17 protein-coding genes are annotated in these 18,569 nt (G+C 58.9%); 11 read left to right on the forward strand and 6 right to left on the reverse strand.

The window, feature by feature from the left end:
• The first annotated feature begins 105 nt into the window (after window positions 1-105).
• The 3 genes from EGX79_06015 to EGX79_06025 are packed head-to-tail and all read left to right on the forward strand — an operon-like array spanning window position 106 to window position 1,900.
• Window positions 106-468 carry a GntR family transcriptional regulator gene (locus EGX79_06015; GenBank protein AYX81771.1) on the forward strand — a complete coding sequence of 121 codons (363 nt, stop codon included), beginning with the start codon at window positions 106-108 and terminating at the stop codon, window positions 466-468.
• A complete protein-coding gene (locus EGX79_06020) occupies window positions 465-1,184 on the forward strand; it encodes a hypothetical protein (GenBank protein AYX81772.1) in 720 nt (239 codons plus the stop codon). The genes EGX79_06015 and EGX79_06020 overlap by 4 nt, the downstream gene beginning before the upstream one ends.
• Window positions 1,181-1,900: a hypothetical protein gene (locus EGX79_06025; protein AYX81773.1), complete on the forward strand. Its 720-nt coding sequence runs from the start codon at window positions 1,181-1,183 to the stop codon at window positions 1,898-1,900. Before EGX79_06020 ends, EGX79_06025 begins: the two co-directional genes overlap by 4 nt.
• A gap of 268 nt (window positions 1,901-2,168) precedes the next feature.
• Here EGX79_06025 and tal read toward each other — a convergent pair whose 3' ends face one another.
• Together tal and EGX79_06035 are read right to left on the reverse strand one after the other, a co-directional pair.
• Window positions 2,169-3,284, reverse strand: a complete 1,116-nt coding sequence (tal, locus tag EGX79_06030; protein AYX81774.1) for a transaldolase — start codon at window positions 3,282-3,284, stop codon at window positions 2,169-2,171.
• Window positions 3,285-3,454: 170 nt separating this feature from the next.
• Window positions 3,455-5,554 carry a transketolase gene (locus tag EGX79_06035; protein AYX81775.1) on the reverse strand — a complete coding sequence of 700 codons (2,100 nt, stop codon included), beginning with the start codon at window positions 5,552-5,554 and terminating at the stop codon, window positions 3,455-3,457.
• A 262-nt stretch (window positions 5,555-5,816) separates the two neighbouring features.
• Here EGX79_06035 and EGX79_06040 point away from each other — a divergent pair, with 262 nt between their 5' ends.
• Window positions 5,817-6,758, forward strand: a complete 942-nt coding sequence (locus EGX79_06040; GenBank protein AYX81776.1) for a protoheme IX farnesyltransferase — start codon at window positions 5,817-5,819, stop codon at window positions 6,756-6,758.
• A 382-nt stretch (window positions 6,759-7,140) separates the two neighbouring features.
• On the opposite strand, the gene EGX79_06045 is transcribed toward EGX79_06040, so the two are convergent.
• From EGX79_06045 to EGX79_06060, 4 genes are all read right to left on the reverse strand, one after another.
• Complete coding sequence (locus EGX79_06045; protein AYX81777.1) at window positions 7,141-8,154, reverse strand: heme A synthase; 1,014 nt, start codon at window positions 8,152-8,154, stop codon at window positions 7,141-7,143.
• Window positions 8,155-8,247: 93 nt separating this feature from the next.
• Window positions 8,248-9,051, reverse strand: a complete 804-nt coding sequence (locus EGX79_06050) for a multidrug ABC transporter permease (GenBank protein ID AYX81778.1) — start codon at window positions 9,049-9,051, stop codon at window positions 8,248-8,250.
• Complete coding sequence (locus EGX79_06055) at window positions 9,051-10,019, reverse strand: ABC transporter ATP-binding protein (protein ID AYX81779.1); 969 nt, start codon at window positions 10,017-10,019, stop codon at window positions 9,051-9,053. The genes EGX79_06050 and EGX79_06055 overlap by 1 nt, the downstream gene beginning before the upstream one ends.
• A gap of 25 nt (window positions 10,020-10,044) precedes the next feature.
• On the reverse strand, window positions 10,045-11,784 hold the full coding sequence (locus EGX79_06060) for an alpha 1,6 mannopyranosyltransferase (protein ID AYX81780.1): 1,740 nt from the start codon (window positions 11,782-11,784) through the stop codon (window positions 10,045-10,047).
• A gap of 185 nt (window positions 11,785-11,969) precedes the next feature.
• Here EGX79_06060 and EGX79_06065 point away from each other — a divergent pair, with 185 nt between their 5' ends.
• From EGX79_06065 to EGX79_06095, 7 genes are all read left to right on the forward strand, one after another.
• Window positions 11,970-12,668, forward strand: coding sequence for a transcriptional regulator (locus tag EGX79_06065; GenBank protein ID AYX81781.1), 699 nt, complete (start codon window positions 11,970-11,972; stop codon window positions 12,666-12,668).
• Window positions 12,665-14,131: a Fe-S cluster assembly protein SufB gene (sufB, locus tag EGX79_06070; protein AYX81782.1), complete on the forward strand. Its 1,467-nt coding sequence runs from the start codon at window positions 12,665-12,667 to the stop codon at window positions 14,129-14,131. Before EGX79_06065 ends, sufB begins: the two co-directional genes overlap by 4 nt.
• A gap of 5 nt (window positions 14,132-14,136) precedes the next feature.
• Window positions 14,137-15,327, forward strand: a complete 1,191-nt coding sequence (gene sufD / locus EGX79_06075; GenBank protein AYX81783.1) for a Fe-S cluster assembly protein SufD — start codon at window positions 14,137-14,139, stop codon at window positions 15,325-15,327.
• 91 nt (window positions 15,328-15,418) lie between these two features.
• On the forward strand, window positions 15,419-16,180 hold the full coding sequence (gene sufC / locus EGX79_06080; GenBank protein AYX81784.1) for a Fe-S cluster assembly ATPase SufC: 762 nt from the start codon (window positions 15,419-15,421) through the stop codon (window positions 16,178-16,180).
• Window positions 16,173-17,426 carry a cysteine desulfurase gene (locus EGX79_06085; protein AYX81785.1) on the forward strand — a complete coding sequence of 418 codons (1,254 nt, stop codon included), beginning with the start codon at window positions 16,173-16,175 and terminating at the stop codon, window positions 17,424-17,426. The genes sufC and EGX79_06085 overlap by 8 nt, the downstream gene beginning before the upstream one ends.
• A gap of 20 nt (window positions 17,427-17,446) precedes the next feature.
• Window positions 17,447-17,962, forward strand: a complete 516-nt coding sequence (locus tag EGX79_06090) for an SUF system NifU family Fe-S cluster assembly protein (protein AYX81786.1) — start codon at window positions 17,447-17,449, stop codon at window positions 17,960-17,962.
• The gene (locus EGX79_06095) at window positions 17,955-18,419 is read left to right on the forward strand and encodes a metal-sulfur cluster assembly factor (GenBank protein AYX81787.1); all 465 of its coding nucleotides are present in this window, start codon (window positions 17,955-17,957) and stop codon (window positions 18,417-18,419) included. Before EGX79_06090 ends, EGX79_06095 begins: the two co-directional genes overlap by 8 nt.
• Window positions 18,420-18,569 lie beyond the last annotated feature (150 nt).

The raw sequence follows: 18,569 nt of genomic DNA on the forward strand, positions 1-18,569 counted from the left end.
CCGGTGGAATCGTTTCCGATTCCTCCGATGGGGCCTTGACGGGTCCCTTTCTTCTGCCTTAGGTTTATGACCTAGGTGGTATACCCATAAACCACGGAGGTGTATATGCAGGCGAAGGAGGCGGACCCTCGGCCCATCTACGTCCAGATCGCCGAGGATCTGAAATCAATGATTTTGTCCGGGGAGCTCTCGGCTGAGGATCGTGCCCCTTCAACCAAGGAGCTCTCGGAGTTTTATCAGGTCAACCCAACCACGGCCGCCAAGGCCATGACGGAACTGTCGATGGTGGGGCTTGTGGAGAAGAAAAGAGGACTCGGAATGTTTGTCACTCCAGATGCCCGTGAGCGCATTCGCGCTGAGCGTCGTGAAGCGTTCCAGCGCACCTACATCGAGCCGTTAAAAGCGGAGGCCGGCATTCTCGGCCTCACGCTCCACGACATCATCGCCATGCTGGAGGAGGAGAAATGAGCATCTACGGCGTGATTGGCCCCAACGGCGCCGGCAAGACTTACTACCTGCGTACCCTCGCGCAGATGCCTACGGCGGCCCTGGCGAAGGCTGCACCCGACACCCAGGTCTTCGGTGCCACCCCGCGCGAATATTTCCAGATCCTGCGCACCGGCTGGGATCAGCTCGATGTGCCCCACGCGGAGTCCCTCCTCGATTTCCCCGCTGACACCCCTATCAAAAAGCTCAGCCTGGGCCAGCGCCAGCTGCTCATCGCCGCTGCCACCCTGGCATCGGGCAAGGAAGCATTGCTTTTCGACGAGCCCTTCAACGGCCTCGATGTCGAGCACCGCGCCACATTGCGCGGCATGCTTATCGACTCGGCCGAATCGGCCAACATTGTGGTCACCTCGCAGCACTCCCAGGATCTAGCCGGCCTAGTCGACACCTTGATTGTCATCCACAAGCAGGATGCGTACGGGCCCTATGACGTCGATAAGCTGCGCGCTAGCCATCCGGTGCTGCGAGGCCCTACGGATCTCGTGGCGCAGGTGGCCGGCCCAGTGCTCGCTAAGAAAACCCTCGGCGAGCGCTGCGAGGCAATCCTGGCTACAGAGCTCAGTTCGTCTGCCGCTGCGCATGCCCGCGCCCTCGGCGTTGAGGTGAGCTACCTCGACCCCGCGGCCCTCATCGACCTCGCAAGCACCTCCTCCTACATCGAACGGAGCAAGAAATGAGCACCGGAGCTTTCATCGCGACCAACAAGAAAACCTTCCTCGGTGTTGCCGCCGTGGCCATCCTGTACTCGGCCTTCGGGCGCATGCTCGTAGGCAGCGGAACCGGCAACACCTTGCTTGGCATTATCGCGCTGGGCATCCTCTTCCTCATCACAGCCCGGCGTTCGGTCACCCTGCGTGACTACGGCGTGAGCACCGCCCGCTGGGTACGCTCCGCAATCATCGCAATCTTGGGCACATCGTTGGTGGCTACCGCCTTCATCGTCACGGCGATGGTCATCGAACAGAACAAGTCCGGTTACTACCGCGGATTCGATAGCTTCATTGTCACCTCCGGACCGGCCCTGTTTCCGGACACTAACGGGGAGCTGTACATGATTGAGGATTCCGGGCAAAACTACACCACAGTTCTGCTCACCGCGCTGTGCGTCTTCTTGAGCTTCCTCATGGCTACCGTGGCGAGCACCGCAGTCGGCACCGTCGCCGGCGCGAAGGGCACTCGTGCAGGATCGATCACCATTGGCCTGGCCCTGGTCACGCTCTTCCTCTTTAGCTATCTGCTGGACGTGACCGACTCCGTACCGGGCGCCCCCTGGCCGGCTGTGCCGATCTTTGCCTCAATCATCACCGTAATCTCTGCGTTCGTGATGGCCTGGGCATTAAAGGAAGAGAAACGCCCGCTGCCCACTGTGCGCCCCGCCTTCGCCGCGTCCTAGCTCCATCAAAAAAGCTCCCCTGCGCGGGGAGCTTTTTCATGTCCAACGTTGAAAATGCGGGTTAAGTAACACAACAGGCGAACCGAAACTGACAACCCCAAAAGTTACGGGCTGCAAATGTGAAACTGTGCAAGTTTATGACACCTTCAGGCTATTTTTCGGGCCGTTTTTGACATAAACGCAGTCAGTAACTCGGATCGCCAGGCGACCTGCTGGCGCCAGCCAGAAACGCAGCCACTACCAACAGGCACATAGATAATCAGCAGGCTTACTTCAGCTGCTCCATGCGCTGTGCAATCGACTCAAGCAGGGATTGCCAGGAGTCCACGAACTTCTCCACGCCCTCGCGCTCCAGGACAGCGAAGACATCATCGAGGTCGATGCCAATCTCGCTGAGCTGAGTCATAACGGCATTGGCTGCTTCCCCCTGGCCGCTGACGGCGTCGCGAACCTCGCCCTCGAAGCCCGCAGTAGCACGCAGCGTCTTCTCCGGCATGGTATTCACAGTCTGCGGTGCAGCCAGCTCAGTGACGTAGAGGGTGTCCGGGTAAGCCGGGTTCTTCACACCGGTCGAAGCCCACAGCAGGCGCTGCGGCTTAGCACCGGCGTTTTCCAGCTGTGCCCAGCGAATATTCTGCGCCGAGAAAGTCTCCTCGAACTTGGCGTAAGCTGCACGGGCATTGGCCAGACCAGCCTTGCCGCGCAGAGCCAGGGCCTCCACGGAGCCGATCTTGTCCAGGCGAGCATCGATTTCGGTGTCAACGCGGGAAACAAACAGCGACGCAACAGAGTGAACCGAAGCCAGGTCCACGCCGTTGTCCTTCGCACGCTCAATGCCCTCGATGAACGCATCAATGACCTGCAGGTAACGCTCCACCGAGAAAATCAGGGTGACGTTTACCGAGATTCCCTCGGACAGAGCCTGGGTGACAGCCGGCAGGGAAGCATCGGTCGCCGGAATCTTAATCATCGCGTTCTGCTTGCCGACGCGCTCCCAGAGCTTACGGGCCTGCGCAATCGTGGCCTCGTAGTTGTCGGCGTAGCGAGGATCGACCTCGATGGAAACACGGCCATCGACACCGTCGGTTTCTTCGGATACACCAGCGAAAAGGTCACAGGCATCGCGGACGTCGTCGATTGCCATCGCGAACACAGCATCTGCCGGGTTCGCACCCTCTGCAGTGAGCTGCGCCAGCTGAGAGTCGTAATCCTCACCGGCGGTCATCGCCGAAGAGAAGATTGCCGGGTTAGTAGTGACACCGACAACCCGAAGCTCTTCAATAAGATTTTTCAAATCGCCCGAGGTGAGGCGCTGGCGCGAAAGATCGTCGAGCCACGCCGAAGTCCCGACCTTGGCGAGCGCTTCCATCGTGGTGTTTCCCATAGTGTTTAACGCCTTTCTGTCAATACCGCTTCGTTGCCTAAAGACTTCGCTAAAAGTTGTATGTCCTTAAACTACTGTGCGTCACAAACAATACTGGCGCTACCGGAGCGCGGTACGGTTTTCACAAATCCCGTCCCGACAACGGCCGATAGCGCCAGGTTTTAACAAACTTACTTAGCAGCCTCGATGGACTCCTTGGCGGCATCGACAACAGCCTCTGCTGTGATGCCGAACTTCTCGAACAGCTCCTTGTACGGAGCCGATGCACCGAAGTGCTCCAGGGAGACAGCGCGACCAGCATCACCCAGGTGGCGGTACCACGGCATTGCAATACCGGCCTCAACCGAGACACGAGCGCGGACGGACTTCGGCAGAACCTGCTCGCGGTAGGCATCGTCCTGCTGCTCGAACCAGTCAAGACACGGAACGGAGACAACGCGGGCGCTGACGCCTTCCTCAGCCAGCTTGTCAGCAGCTTCGACAGCGAGGTGAACTTCCGAACCGGTAGCCATCAGGATGACGTCCGGGGTCTCCTTGGCACCGTCGACAAGCACGTACGCACCACGACGGACGCCCTCAGCGGCCTTCTCCTTGGTACCTTCCAGGACCGGAACGTTCTGGCGGGTCAGGGCCAGAGCCTTCGGGCCTGCCTCGCCCTGAAGAACAGCGGCCCAAGCCTGAGCGGTCTCGTTAGCGTCAGCCGGGCGGACAGTGGACACACCCGGGATAGCGCGCAGCGAAGCCAGCTGTTCAACAGGCTGGTGCGTCGGACCGTCTTCGCCCAGACCAATGGAGTCGTGAGTCCAGACGTAAATAGGGGAGATGCCCATCAGCGATGCTAGGCGGACAGCCGGACGCATGTAGTCCGAGAAGATAAGGAAGGTGCCGCCGTACGGACGGGTGCCACCGTGGAGCAGAATGCCGTTGAGGATCGAGCCCATGGCGTGCTCACGGATACCGAAGTGCAGATTGCGGCCGTACGGGTCGGTGGTCCAGGTACCGGTGGTGATGGACTTCGGGCCGAAGGACGGCTCACCCTTCAGGACGGTGTTGTTGGAGCCAGCCAGGTCAGCCGAGCCACCCCACAGCTCCGGCAGGGTCTTGCCCAGTGCCTGCAGCGCGGCCTCAGAGGCCTTGCGGGTAGCAACGCCCTTCTCGTCCGGCTCCCAAGTCGGCAGCTCAGCGTCGAAGCCCTCCGGCAGCTCGCCAGCGGTCAGACGGTCCAGCAGAGCCTTGCGCTCCGGGTTAGCCGCAGCCCACTCGTCGAACTTGACCTGCCACTGTGCATGAGCCTCAGCACCGCGCTCAACTAGCTTGCGAGTGTGCTCAATGACCTCGTCAGCGACGTCAAAGCTCTTGTCGGTATCGAAGCCGAGAGCTTCCTTGATGCCGACAATCTCCTCGCCACCAAGAGCAGCACCGTGCGATGCGCCGGTGTTCATCTTCGTCGGAGCCGGGTAAGCGATCACAGTACGAACGCGAATGAAGGTCGGACGCTCCGTATCCTTCTTGGCCTCCTCGACAGCAGCCTCGAGTGCTGCGACGTCCTCGCCGCCGTCGACCTCAATGACCTGCCAGCCGTAAGCACGGTAGCGGTCCGCGACATTCTCGGTGAAAGCAATGGTGGTGTCGTCCTCGATGGAGATGCCGTTGTCATCCCAGAAGACAATCAGGTTGCCCAGCTGCTGAGTGCCGGCCAGCGAGCCGGCCTCGGCAGTGACACCCTCCTGAACGTCACCATCAGAAGCGATGACGTACACGTAGTGATCAAACGGAGACTCACCCGGAGCAGCTTCCGGGTCGAACAGCCCACGTTCCCGTCGCGAAGCCATGGCAAAACCGACAGCCGACGCCAGCCCCTGACCCAGCGGGCCAGTGGTGATTTCCACGCCGTCAGTGTGGCCGTACTCCGGGTGACCCGGGGTGAGAGCGTCCCACGTACGCAGCGCCTTCAGGTCATCGAGCTCCAGGCCAAAACCGCCGAGGTACAGCTGGACGTACTGCGTCAGAGAGGTGTGACCACAGGAGAGAATGAAACGGTCACGGCCAATCCACTTCGTATCCTTCGGGTCATGGCGCATAACGCGCTGGTAAAGAGAGTAAGCCAGCGGTGCGAGGCTCATCGCAGTGCCGGGGTGCCCCGAACCTGCCTTTTCAACGGCGTCTGCAGCCAGCACACGGGCCGTATCTACGGCCTTCGTATCCAAGTCAGACCAGTCCGAGGGGTAGTTGCGCACAACCCGTGCTTCATGCTCAGTCGATAGTGTCACGTGAATGACTCCTAGTATCCAAATGGATTAGTAAAATTCTCTTCCATACTAACTAGGATTGCGCGCTCCGGGTTCAAACCGGGCCGAATAGCTGAGAGATAAGTCTCAGAGGGCGCGCCGCACATGCTTTACGACGGTCATTATTGGAACCGTTATGATTACCGGTAAACTGATTGCCTGCCCCTCATTTAATTTTGCGGAAAAACTCGTCGGGAACTTTCCGACCGTTACATCCGACTATCTGTAAACGGGGGGTTTGTTTATGGCGCGTGAAAGGGACATTGCTTTGTTGGAAACAGTCAAGGCGTATATTGCACTGACTAAGCCAAGAATTATCGAGCTCCTGCTCGTCGCGGCCATTCCCGCAATGCTTCAGGCTGATCGCGGTCATGTTCACGTTGGACTGATTCTTCTCACCTTGTTCGGTGGTTGGCTGGGTGCAGCGGCTGCGCACACCTTCAACATGGTCATGGATTACGACATTGACCAGAAGATGCGCCGTACTCGCCGTCGCCCGCTCGCGCGCAACCAGGTTAGCCGTCGAGCGGCAGCGATTTTCGGCACTGTCTTGATGATTGCGTCGTTCCTATGGCTGTGGTTGCTGTGTAACTCGCTGCTGGCCGCCGTTTTCATTCTGATTACGATTGCCTTCTACATCTTCGTCTACACGTTGTGGCTGAAGCGCCGTACTGATCAGAACGTAATTTGGGGTGGCGCTGCGGGGTGTATGCCGGTGATGGTCGGCTGGGCCGTAATCACTGACAACAACCCGGAGATTACGGGGCTGGCTCACTGGTGGCAGGCATTCATCCTGTTCCTGCTTATCTTCTTCTGGACTCCGCCGCACACCTGGGCATTGGGCCTGCGCTACAAGGAGGACTACAAGGCCGCTGGCGTGCCGATGATGCCAGTGGTCAAGCCGGCAATCGTCGTTTCCAAGCGCATTATTTACTACACCGCCGCGACCGTGATCACCACTCTGCTGTTGGTTCCGTACGCTGGTTGGATTTATCTGATTGGCGCCGTTGGCGCTGGTGCCTGGTTCCTGTGGGGCGCCATTGACCTGCACCGCCACGTTAAGACCGGTGGCAAGATCAAGCCGATGAAGCTGTTCTTCATGTCGAACAACTACTTGTCTATCGTCTGTGTGGCGCTTTCTCTCGATGCCGTACTCGGATTGCAGACAATTTCGAGCATGTTCTAGGGCAGTTGCTGAGCTCCTTTGAAGAGGCCCTTTCCGGTTGCGGGAAGGGTCTCTTTTTGTGTGTGGAGATGGGCACGGGCTGCAAATGTGAAACTGTGCGAGTTTATGACACTTTCAGGCCATTTTTCGCGCGATTTCTGTCATAAACATAGTCAGTAACTCGGATCGATAAGTGGGCAGACCGCCCCCTTGCACCGCCCGCGCAGCCCGCACCGCCCGCGCAGCCCGCTAGCCACTGGGAAACGCACATCCGAGCACACGGAGCCGAGCAGACAGCAGAACCGCCTAAACACGCACAACCAAAGCGCGTGTTTAGGCGGTTCGAGCAGGAATCAACGGCCGGTAACCACAGTCGTTAACACAGCCGCTGACCGGCAGCTAGCTACGCGGTAACCTCGACGTTCTTCTCCGAAGCAACAGTGGCGGCAGCCGCATCGCCTTCAAGCGAGCCAGTGACTTCTGCGCTCCCACCGACAGTGCGGTAACCGTGCTGGAAAAGTACTGCAGTCAAAGCGGTGCAGATACCAGATCCGGCAACGTGAACCGGCACCAATGCCTCCGGTACACCGGACCAGTACTGAATCATTCCAACTACGCCCTGAGCCAAAATGAACACAACGAGTGCGATGGCAACCTTACGCACAGGTGCAAAGGCTTCCGAGGCCAGCAGACCGAAAATGAGGCCGATAACCAGGCCAAGGTAGAGGTACATAAAACCAGCGTGGATATGTGCCAGGTCAACAATCGGTAGCTGGAGGCGATCCTCCGGGAGCACCGAAGCATCTCCAGCGTGTGGTCCCGCACCGGTGACCATAGTTCCGGTAATCAGCGTCATCGTCAGGGCCAGGCCGGAGGCGGCAGCCAGATAGCGCAGATAGCGCGGGTACATGCGGGTAGCAGTGCCGTCATCAGGCTCAGAAATCTTGACGAAAAGCATGCCAGCGAGCCAGACCAGAATCATCGAAGGCAGGAAGTGCAGCGCTACGGCGTACCACTTCAGGTCAACCCAAACGGAGATACCGCCGATAACAGCCTGGACGATAACGCCGAGACCGTTGAGGAAGGCCAGCAACTTGATTTCCTGACGGCGACCGACACGCATAACCGAAAGGAAGAGCAGAAGTGTCAGAGCAACCAGCACAAAGGTGAGCAGCCGGTTGCCAAACTCAATAATCTGATGGAGCATTTCTGCTTCCCCCGCGACAGGAACGAAGCTGCCTGGGTGACATTCAGGCCACGAAGCACAACCGAGACCTGAACCAGTAACACGGACGATAGAACCGGTTACCGCAATTGCCGCCTGTGCAATCAAAACCAGCAGGGCATAGAGCTTCTGGCGCCCGATTGGTGTCAGCGGCAAAAACGATAGGGGCAAACTTCGATCTGCAGTATTCACATTAAGAAATTCTACCCATGCTGGCGGAAAATGGTAATAAGCGAAACCCCTGCGTTGGGCTGCGCTTTTCTATGCAGATTCCCCGACAGATTCCTAGTCATTCGGCATATCAAAACGGAACCAGCGGGCCGCGAATGCAGCGCCAAGGACGCCCCACACGAGTAGCACCCCGACAGCTGACCAATGGACGGACATGGCCAATGCCGCGGAGATCACGTCGGTAAGCGCGACGGACGGCAAGAGGTGTAGCAGTACAGAGCTGATGTCATCTAACGATGGCGCAACGGCCACATACGTAGTAGCACCAATGAGGATGAACCAGATCAGGTTGGCCAGACCTAGGATTAGCTCGGCTCCCAACGTACCGCCCATGAGCAAGCCCAATGAGGTAAAGACGAACGTTCCCAGAAGCATCCCCACATAAGCCAGCAGCCAGCCGCCAATCGACAGCTCTGCGCCAAGGGCGAGCCCCACGAGACTAAACAGTACGTACTGCAACGTGACGGTGGTGCAGACCGACACAATCTTGCCTGCGATAATGCCCCAGGGTGGCACGCCTGAGGCGCCGATGCGCTTCAGGGCTCCGTAACGGCGGTCAAAGCCCACGGCAATTGCCTGTCCGGTAAACCCTGCAGACATGACGGAAATCGCCAGCACCATAGGGAAGATACGCTCGAGCGGATCATCGAGCTCCAACACCGGCACCATCACCAGGCCGATGAGCATCGCCAACGGGATAATGATGGTGAGGAGCATTTGCTCACCATGTCGCCAGAAGAGCTTCGTTTCCAACCACGCCTGCGACATGACCAACTTCGCCATGTCCGAACGCTGTGGCGCTGGGGCGAAAGTGCCCTTTGCAAAGCGGGAAGCATCGGCCCTCGGTGCGGTAGTCATTAGCTCCTCATCTCCGTTCCAGTGATCTGCAAGAAGACATCTTCAAGCGATTGCGTCGCCCTATTCAACGAGGTGATCAACACCTCTTGCTGCTCGCAACTCTGCGCCAAGACAGTCAAGGCGCGCGGTGAAGCCTCACCAATCAGGGAAAACTCTCCACCGCCAGAACGCTGCAGACGCTGTGGAAGACCGGACTCGCTGAAGTTGCGGTTGACCTCTTCGAAGTCAAGGCTGCCTCGAACGCTGATCTTCATAGCAGTGCTTGACGACGTTCCCTGGAGAGCCGATGCGCCTGCGCTAGTGATCTCCTCGGTGGTACCGGCCACAACTAAATGGCCCCGGTCGATAATCGCAACGTCGTCGGCAAGCGATTCGGCCTCGTCCATGAGGTGCGTTGTCAGGACCACGGTGACCCCATCACGGCGCAGCGACGAGATGAGATCCCAGACGGCTAGACGGGACTGAGCATCGAGGCCTGCTGTCGGCTCGTCGAGGAACACAAGCTCCGGGCGTCCGACCAGGGCACATGCGAGCGACAGTCGCTGCTGCTGACCGCCAGAGAGCCTGCGGTAGTTCGTCTTACGATGGCGTTCTAGGCCAACGACTTCAAGAAGCCAATCAGTGTCCAGCGGGTTTGCGGAGTAACTGGCAACGAGGTTCAGCATTTCGCCAACGCGAACACCGGGGTAGGCGCCTCCGCCCTGGAGCATGATGCCAATGCGACTGCGCAGTGCTGTGGTTTGAGCGACCGGGTCGAGATCGAGAATGCGAATTCGCCCTTCATCCGGCTTGATGAAGCCCTCACACATTTCAACGGTTGTGGTCTTACCAGCACCGTTGGGGCCGAGGAGCGCAAGAACCCTACCTCGATCCAGGGAAAGCGAAAGGTCTGATACAGCCTCAACGTCATCGAATTTCTTCGTTACGTTCTCAAGGCGCAGAGCAGGAGAATTGGCAGCGTTATTCACGGTTAGTCAGTCTAATCTCACAGTTTTAATGAAGGCGAAATACCTTAGATCGCGTCGAGTACGCCAAGATGACGAACATGACTGCGACGAAGAATACCAACGCCAGTAGGTAAATCTGAGCGACGGTGCCCGGAGGCAACCCCAGGCCGCGTGGTAGTACTACAAAACTGAAAATTGCCGAGTACAGAACCACGGCAATGCGAAATTGTACCCGGTTGGCCCAAGCGGACAGGGGCACGATGGCCCATAGCAGGTACCAGGGGTGCACGACGGGGAAGAGGATTACTAGAGCGAACATCGCGAGGCCGTAGCCGCCGAGCGGGTGAATGCGCCCACGGAACGTCGCTAACAGCATGCGCAGGAGCCAGGCAGCCACCAGCACTACGCCAATGCCGCGGGTAAACAGCAAAGCACTGTCGCTGATATCGCCGAGCCCCAGAAGCCTGCCGAAGAAACCAGCGATAATCCCGAGCAGGGTAGTCAACGACATCCAACTGCGCACCGTTGCGGCGCCACCCTGCGCGGTGATCCAACCAAAGCCCAGACCAGTTGCTAAGGAAACAACGACTGCCGTGACGACGGTTATTGCGCCCGTCACTACCGCGGAAAGAGCAACGGCCTTCCAGGTGCTGCCAAACTTTCGGGCCAGCCACATGCCGGCAAAGCCGAGCGCCACGAAACCGGTGACTTTGACCATTCCGGCGAGGCTGATGAGCACGATACCGCCTGCATACAGCGCCCACGATCTACCTCGGCTTTGGTTCTCGTGTCCGATCGGTCCGGGTTCTGGCAGCTCATCGGGCACCATCGATTGCGCAGGGCCGTGGATAGCTCGCAGACACAGTTCGAGACCAACGAGCAGGAGAGCCAGCAGCAGGGCCTCATTGTGGATACCGCCCACCAGGTGCAGCAATACCAGCGGATTGAGCGTGCCCAGCCAGAGCGTGAACTGAGAGCTAACGCCGCAGCGGCGACCAAGCTGCACCAGCGCCCAGGACACCACGAGAAGCGAAACAATGGCGACGAGTCGATGCAGAAAGACGGAAGCGATCACCCCGTCGCTGGTTATTTTGGCGATACCCCATGCCACTGCGAGGGCTGTGGGGCCGTATGGGCTCGGAGAGTGCGACCAAATCAATGGCACCGATCGGGCAAGTGGGTCGTTGGCTCCCAATAGGTCAACAGGCCCTGCGAGGTAGGGATCCATACCCCGCTCCACAATTGCAGCCTGCGCCAAATAGGAATAGATATCCTGCGTAAACAGGGGAGCGGTAAACATCAAGGGCAATACCCATGCCGCGTAGGTGCGTATGAGCATCGGAGTAGTCACTGCGGTGACGCGAGTCCGCGCACCGGCCAGAACGAAAGCGCCGACACCCAACCAGGCTGTGACTAACATGCCAATGCCCACGAAGGTGACGATTGTCGTTGCCACCAACATTCGACCGAGGATTAGCCCAAGTGGTGTACCCCAAAACTCATTTCCAACCACCGGTGTCGCGCCTGCGCCGATCCCGGCGACCATAATAAAGACCGCCCCGAGAGCACCCAGCCAACGCAGCCAGGTGAAGCGTCGGAGTTCGCGGTAATTGATGCGGTGTTGGAGCGGCTGTTCTGAGCCCTGGTGGAGGGTTGCCGACCTAGAACCGGCCAGACCAATCTTCGGAATGGCGTCACGCACCCCGAGAGCGTCGTCGAAGGTGGACGAGCGGCGCGGGGTAGGTCGGTTAGTTTTCACAAGGTCACATAGTAGACGATTCGACACGCCGAAAGGGCGTTCTAATCAGCGACGTTGCATTGATATTTAAATGCGTTGGACATTGTGACCCAATTACGACACAATTATGTTGTCTAATACACCAGCGGCGCAAGTGGGATACTTGCCTCGCTGAGCCACCTAGACACCCATTATTATCCAGCAGTCCAATCGCAGGAGGTGACTCACCAGTCATGGCAGATCGGAAGCCGACAGTCAATGATGGTGATACGCGCAAGCGCATTCTCCAATTGCTTCTGGAACACAACCCGGCGTCCGCGACTTTTATCGCAGACACCCTGGGACTATCCGCTGCAGGCGTCCGCCGTCATATTGACATTCTGGTGGACGAAGGTCTTGCCGAAACCGCTCCGGCACCCAGCACCGGCCCCCGGGGCCGAGGCAGGCCAGCAAAGTCCTATCGCCTGACAGATCGGGGCCGCGCTAGATTCGGGCACGCTTACGACGATCTTGCCAGTGCAGCACTGACCGCACTGCGCAAGGCCGGTGGTGAGCAGGCAGTTGCCCAGTTTGCCCGTCAGCGCATTGATGACATTCTGCTCGGCGTCACGCCAGTGGGGCAGGACGCAGAGAAGGAAGAGGTCGTAGAGGCCGTCGTCGATGCTTTCCGACGGGCCGGGTACGCGGCAACTATCAACCAGAACACTGGCGGCGTGCAAATTTGCCAGCACCATTGCCCAATTAGCCACGTAGCCTCCGAGTTTCCGGAGCTCTGCGCGGCGGAGCATGAAGCCGTTAGTAAATTATTAGGTCAGCACACCCAACCGTTGGCGACTATCGCTGATGGAAACGGTATCTGCACTACGAATATCCCACTCACTCCCGTAACAAAGACACTTACTGAATCGCCACAAGAAAGGAGCGGAGAATGACCCTCGCCCATGAGAACTCCACCGACGTGGCTGAATCCACGAAGGCTGCCACTCCGCAGACTGACGAAGAGATTATCGAGTCCATTGGTGCCTACCAGTTCGGTTGGCACGACCCGGATACCGCTGGCGCTTCCGCGAAGCGTGGCCTGTCTGAAGCGGTCGTTCGCGATATTTCGGCTAAGAAGAACGAGCCGGAGTGGATGCTTGAACGTCGCTTGAAGGCTTTGGAAATCTTCGACCGCAAGCCGCTGCCCACCTGGGGCGCGGATTTGTCGGGCATCGACTTCGACAACATTAAGTACTTCGTTCGCTCCACCGAGAAGCAGGCCCAGACCTGGGAAGACCTGCCGGAGGATATTAAGAACACCTACGACAAGCTCGGCATTCCGGAGGCTGAGAAGCAGCGCCTGGTCGCAGGTGTCGCCGCTCAGTACGAGTCTGAGGTTGTCTACCACCAGATTCGCGAGGATCTGGAGGCCCAGGGCGTTATCTTCCTGGACACCGACACCGCTCTCAAGGAGCACCCGGAGCTGTTTAAGGAGTACTTCGGCACCGTCATTCCGTCCGGTGACAACAAGTTCTCCGCTCTTAACACCGCAGTCTGGTCCGGCGGCTCCTTCATTTACGTGCCGAAGGGCGTCCACGTGGACATCCCACTGCAGGCATACTTCCGTATCAACACGGAAAACATGGGACAGTTCGAGCGCACGCTCATTATTGTCGACGAAGATGCCTACGTGCACTACGTCGAGGGCTGTACCGCTCCGATTTACAAGTCCGACTCGCTGCACTCGGCTGTTGTGGAGATCATCGTGAAGAAGGGTGGCCGCTGCCGCTACACCACGATCCAGAACTGGTCGAACAACGTCTACAACCTGGTTACCAAGCGCACCAAGTGCGAAGAGGGCGCAACCATGGAGTGGATTGACGGCAACATCGGTTCCAAGGTCACCATGAAGTACCCGGCAGTGTGGATGACCGGTCCGCATGCCAAGGGCGAGGTGCTGTCCGTGGCTATGGCTGGCGAGGGCCAGTTCCAGGACACCGGCGCCAAGATGGTGCACATGGCTCCGCACACGAGCTCCAACATCGTGTCCAAGTCCGTGGCCCGCAACGGTGGCCGCGCTGCCTACCGCGGGCTGGTGCAGGTCAACAAGGGTGCCAAGCACTCGCACTCCAACGTCGAGTGTGACGCACTCCTGGTGGACACGATTTCACGTTCGGACACGTACCCATACGTGGATGTCCGCGAGGACGACGTCACCCTCGGCCACGAGGCAACGGTTTCCAAGGTCTCTGACGATCAGCTTTTCTACCTGATGAGCCGCGGCATCGAGGAAGAAGATGCAATGGCCATGGTCGTGCGCGGCTTTGTCGAGCCCATCGCCAAGGAGCTCCCGATGGAATACGCCCTCGAGCTCAACCGCCTCATTGAACTGCAGATGGAAGGTTCGGTCGGTTAATACCAATGACTACGACGATTAACAACGAAAACCAGGCTGCTCATAGCCGCCGCGTGCTGGCGAACAAGGGCGACGTTTTCACATCCTTCAACGTGGAGGACTTCGCCGTGCCGCATGGCAAGGATGAAGAGTGGAAGTTCACGCCGCTGCGTAAGCTCCGCGGTCTCCACAACGGCACCGCAGCAGAGCCGGTTGCAGCCTCAATTTCGGTCGAGACTGCTGGTCAGGATGGCGTCGCTGTGGACGTCGTCAAGCGTGACGACGAGCGCCTTGGTCGCGCCGGCGCCCCAACGGACCGCGTGGCAGCACAGGCGTACTCCAACTTCGACGATGCGCACATCGTGACCTTCGCGAAGAACTCGGTTTCCAAGGAGCCTGTCGTCATCGACATCGACGGTCCGGGCGAGGACAACGTGTCCTACGGCCATATCGTCATTGACGTGCAGTCTCACGCCGAGGCCGTCTGCGTCATTAACTACCGAGGCAGTGGCACGTTCGCGGACAACATCGAGTTCGTAATCGGCGACGGCGCCAAGCTGGGTGTCGTGACCATGGTGAACTGGAACGAAGATGCCGTTCATGGTTCGGCGCACCACGTTCATGTCGGCCGGGATGCTACGCTGCGCCACACTGTCGCAACGTTTGGCGGCGAGGTTGTCCGTATCGTTCCGCGCGTTGCTTTCACGGCACCCGGCGGCGACGTCGATCTGCTGGGCGTGTACTTCGCCGATGCCGGTCAGTACTTTGAAAACCGCATGCTGGTCGACCACGCTGTGCCGAACTGCCGCTCCAACGTGATGTACAAGGGCGCGCTGCAGGGCGAGCCGAATGTCGCTCATCGTGAGGCCCGCACCGCGTGGGTGGGAGACGTGCTCATTCGTGCAGAAGCGACGGGCACCGACACCTACGAGCTCAACCGCAACCTGCTGCTCACCGAAGGCGCGCGTGCCGACGCAGTTCCGAACCTGGAAATTGAAACCGGTGAGATTGCCGGTGCTGGGCACGCTGCCACCGTTGGCCGTTTCGACGAGGAACAGCTCTTCTACCTGCTCTCGCGCGGTATTCCGGAGCTGGCCGCTCGCCGTCTGGTGGTTCGCGGCTTCTTCAGCGAGGTCATCAACCTGATTCCGGTCGAGTCCGTTCGCGAGAAGCTTGAAAAGCTCGTTGACGAAGAGCTCAACACCGCTGGCTTCTAACCGCTTATCTTCTTTCTCACCCTTTCCGTCCTGTCAACCCGGAAGTGCCGGGGACAGGCCACTTACACCGATTAAAGGAAAAGATTTCACTATGAGCACTTTGGAAATCCGTAACCTCCACGCGCAGGTGCTGCCGACCGATGAGTCCGCCGAGCCCAAGGAGATTTTGAAGGGCGTCAACCTGACGATCAACTCCGGCGAAACCCACGCTGTGATGGGGCCGAACGGCTCTGGTAAATCCACCCTGAGCTACACCATCGCAGGTCACCCGCGTTACGAAGTCACCGAGGGCGAGATTCTCCTCGACGGCGAAAACGTGCTGGAGATGAGCGTCGACGAGCGCGCTCGCGCTGGGCTCTTCCTGGCAATGCAGTACCCGGTCGAGGTCACCGGCGTGTCCATGTCCAACTTCCTGCGCTCTGCAGCAACCGCTGTCCGCGGCGAGGCTCCGAAGCTGCGCCACTGGGTCAAGGAGGTCCGTGAGGCAATGGCTGACCTGGAGATCGATTCGTCGTTCTCCGAGCGCTCCGTCAACGAGGGCTTCTCCGGTGGCGAGAAGAAGCGTCACGAGATTCTGCAGCTCGACCTGCTGAAGCCGAAGTTCGCCATCCTGGACGAGACCGACTCCGGCCTGGACGTCGACGCTCTGCGCGTTGTCTCTGACGGCATTAACCGCTACCAGGACGAAAACGACGGCGGCATTCTGATCATTACTCACTACCAGCGCATCCTGAACTACGTGAAGCCGGACTTCGTCCACGTCTTCCACGATGGTCGCTTCATCACCTCCGGTGGCCCGGAGCTTGCAGACGAGCTGGAAGAGCACGGCTACGAGAAGTACATCAATGCCTAACGCCGAACTACTCAGCCCATCACTCCGCGAGGACTTTCCGATTCTGTCGCGCACTGTCCGTGACGGAAAGCGGCTGGTCTACCTGGATTCCGGAGCGACCTCGCAGCGCCCCAAGCAAGTCATCGATGCTGAGGTGGAGTTCCTAACCCACCACAATGCACCGGTGCACCGCGGTGCCTACGAGATTGCTGAGGAGGCCACGGACGCCTACGAAGATGCCCGCGAAGCCATTGCAGGCTTCATCGGCGCCGACTATGACGAGCTGGTCTTCACCAAGAACGCCACCGAAGCGTTGAACACAGTGGCATTCGTGCTTGGCGACGACCGCGCAGGTCAGTACCAGGTCGGCGAGGGTGACGAGATTGTCGTCACTGAGCTGGAGCATCACGCGAACTTGGTGCCGTGGCAGGAGCTGGCTCGCCGCACTGGTGCGACACTGCGTTGGTATGGCGTGACTGAAGACGGCCGCATTGATATGGACTCGCTGGAGCTCAGCGAGAAGACCAAAGTTGTGGCCTTTACCCATCAGTCAAACGTCACCGGTGCAGTAACCGATGTGAAGGAAATGGTGCGCCGTGCTCGCGAGGTCGGAGCGCTGGTAGTCCTCGATGCCTGCCAGTCGGTGCCGCATATGCCTGTCGACGTCAAGGAGCTCGATGTGGACTTCCTGGCGTTCTCCGGCCACAAGATGCTCGGCCCCAACGGGGTCGGCGCGCTCTACGGTCGCCGGGAACTGCTCGAGGCACTGCCGCCGTTCCTCACTGGTGGCTCGATGATTGAGGTCGTCACCATGGAGAAGACCACCTTCGCGGCGCCTCCGCAGCGCTTCGAGGCGGGTACCATGATGACCTCCCAGGTCGTCGGCCTGGGTGCTGCGGTGAAGTACCTGGATGCCATCGGTATGGATAAGGTAGCTGCTCATGAGCACCACCTGACCGCGCTCGCACTGGAGAAGCTGCAGGAAATTGATGGCGTGACCATCATCGGTCCGACTACTCCAGAACAGCGTGGCTCTGCAGTCTCCTTCAAGGTCGAGGGCATTCACCCGCACGATCTTGGCCAGGTTTTAGACGACCAGGGCGTGTGCATCCGCGTCGGTCACCATTGCGCGTGGCCAATTCACCAAATCCTCAACGCCCAGTCGACCGCCCGGGCATCCTTCTACATCTACAACACGGAAGAGGACGTTCAGGCGCTTGCCGACGCAGTGCGCCATGCACAGAAGTTCTTCGGTGTCACCCCGTAGCTTTAAGAAAGGAGAAGGACATGAAGCTCGAGCAGATGTACCAGGAAGTTATCCTGGATCACTACAAGCATCCGCAGCATGCGGGTTTGCGGGAGCCTTTCAATACGGAAGTGCATCACGTCAACCCGTCGTGTGGCGATGAACTCACGCTTCGCGTCACTCTGAACGACGACCTCACCGTCGTCAATGACGTCTCCTATGACGCCGTGGGCTGTTCTATCTCGCAAGCCTCCACCTCAGTTATGGCTGAGGAGATTGTCGGCAAGACTGTCGACGAGGCCATGGCCAAGCTTGCCGAGTTCGAGAAGATGGTCACGTCCCGAGGCAAGATTGAGGGCGATGAGGACATTATCGGCGATGGGATTGCCTTCGCTGGAGTTTCTAAGTACCCCGCCCGCGTGAAGTGCGCACTTCTCGGATGGAAAGCTTTCCAGGCCGCAACCGCTGAGGCCCTGGCCAACGCTGCTGAAGGCAACGGCGTTGGTACCGCGACTGTAACCGTTACCAATGACGAGGAAGGCCATCGCCATGACTGAACCAATCGCTAATGACGCCACCTCGCCCGCACAGCCTGATGCTGTCGACGAGGACACCATGACTACTGGTGCTCCCATTGATGAGGGGGATGCGTACGAGTCCATCACCGTCCCGCCGGCACCGGAGCAGACCGAAGCCGATAACAAGCTGGCTATCCAGGTTGAAGAGGCAATGTACGAGGTTGTTGACCCGGAACTTGGAGTCAACGTCGTGGACCTGGGCCTGGTATATGACATCTGGATTGAAGAAGGCGACATTGCCGCTATCTTCATGACACTCACGTCCCCGGCCTGCCCGCTGACCGATATGCTCACCGACCAGACTGCCTCCGAGGTTATGAAGGTCGAGGGTATCCGCGACTTCCGCCTCAACTGGGTCTGGTCCCCGGCATGGGGCCCACACATGATCACTGAGGACGGCCGCGAGCAGATGCGCGCTCTCGGTTTCTCGGTCTAGATGATCAGTGACAGCGGTGATTAGGGAACCGCTACGCTAAAAGTGCTTGGCGACGAGCTCCTGGCTCGTTCAGCTAGGCACTTTTTCGTTTGTTTTTTGAGTTGCTGACTGCGTTTATGGCCGGGATCGGTAGGGCGATGCGAGTTACTG

The organism is Corynebacterium jeikeium (assembly GCA_003955985.1).
Taxonomy (GTDB): Bacteria; Actinomycetota; Actinomycetes; order Mycobacteriales; family Mycobacteriaceae; genus Corynebacterium; species Corynebacterium jeikeium_D.

What these genes read in the sequence shown, in the direction of transcription:
- EGX79_06015 (AYX81771.1), top strand. Translation starts at nt 106, where the DNA reads ATGCAGGCGAAGGAGGCGGACCCTCGGCCCATCTACGTCCAGATCGCC.
- EGX79_06020 (AYX81772.1), top strand. Translation starts at nt 465, where the DNA reads ATGAGCATCTACGGCGTGATTGGCCCCAACGGCGCCGGCAAGACTTAC.
- EGX79_06025 (AYX81773.1), top strand. Translation starts at nt 1,181, where the DNA reads ATGAGCACCGGAGCTTTCATCGCGACCAACAAGAAAACCTTCCTCGGT.
- tal (AYX81774.1), bottom strand. Translation starts at nt 3,284, where the DNA reads ATGGGAAACACCACGATGGAAGCGCTCGCCAAGGTCGGGACTTCGGCG.
- EGX79_06040 (AYX81776.1), top strand. Translation starts at nt 5,817, where the DNA reads ATGGCGCGTGAAAGGGACATTGCTTTGTTGGAAACAGTCAAGGCGTAT.
- EGX79_06050 (AYX81778.1), bottom strand. Translation starts at nt 9,051, where the DNA reads ATGACTACCGCACCGAGGGCCGATGCTTCCCGCTTTGCAAAGGGCACT.
- EGX79_06065 (AYX81781.1), top strand. Translation starts at nt 11,970, where the DNA reads ATGGCAGATCGGAAGCCGACAGTCAATGATGGTGATACGCGCAAGCGC.
- sufB (AYX81782.1), top strand. Translation starts at nt 12,665, where the DNA reads ATGACCCTCGCCCATGAGAACTCCACCGACGTGGCTGAATCCACGAAG.
- sufD (AYX81783.1), top strand. Translation starts at nt 14,137, where the DNA reads ATGACTACGACGATTAACAACGAAAACCAGGCTGCTCATAGCCGCCGC.
- sufC (AYX81784.1), top strand. Translation starts at nt 15,419, where the DNA reads ATGAGCACTTTGGAAATCCGTAACCTCCACGCGCAGGTGCTGCCGACC.
- EGX79_06085 (AYX81785.1), top strand. Translation starts at nt 16,173, where the DNA reads ATGCCTAACGCCGAACTACTCAGCCCATCACTCCGCGAGGACTTTCCG.
- EGX79_06090 (AYX81786.1), top strand. Translation starts at nt 17,447, where the DNA reads ATGAAGCTCGAGCAGATGTACCAGGAAGTTATCCTGGATCACTACAAG.
- EGX79_06095 (AYX81787.1), top strand. Translation starts at nt 17,955, where the DNA reads ATGACTGAACCAATCGCTAATGACGCCACCTCGCCCGCACAGCCTGAT.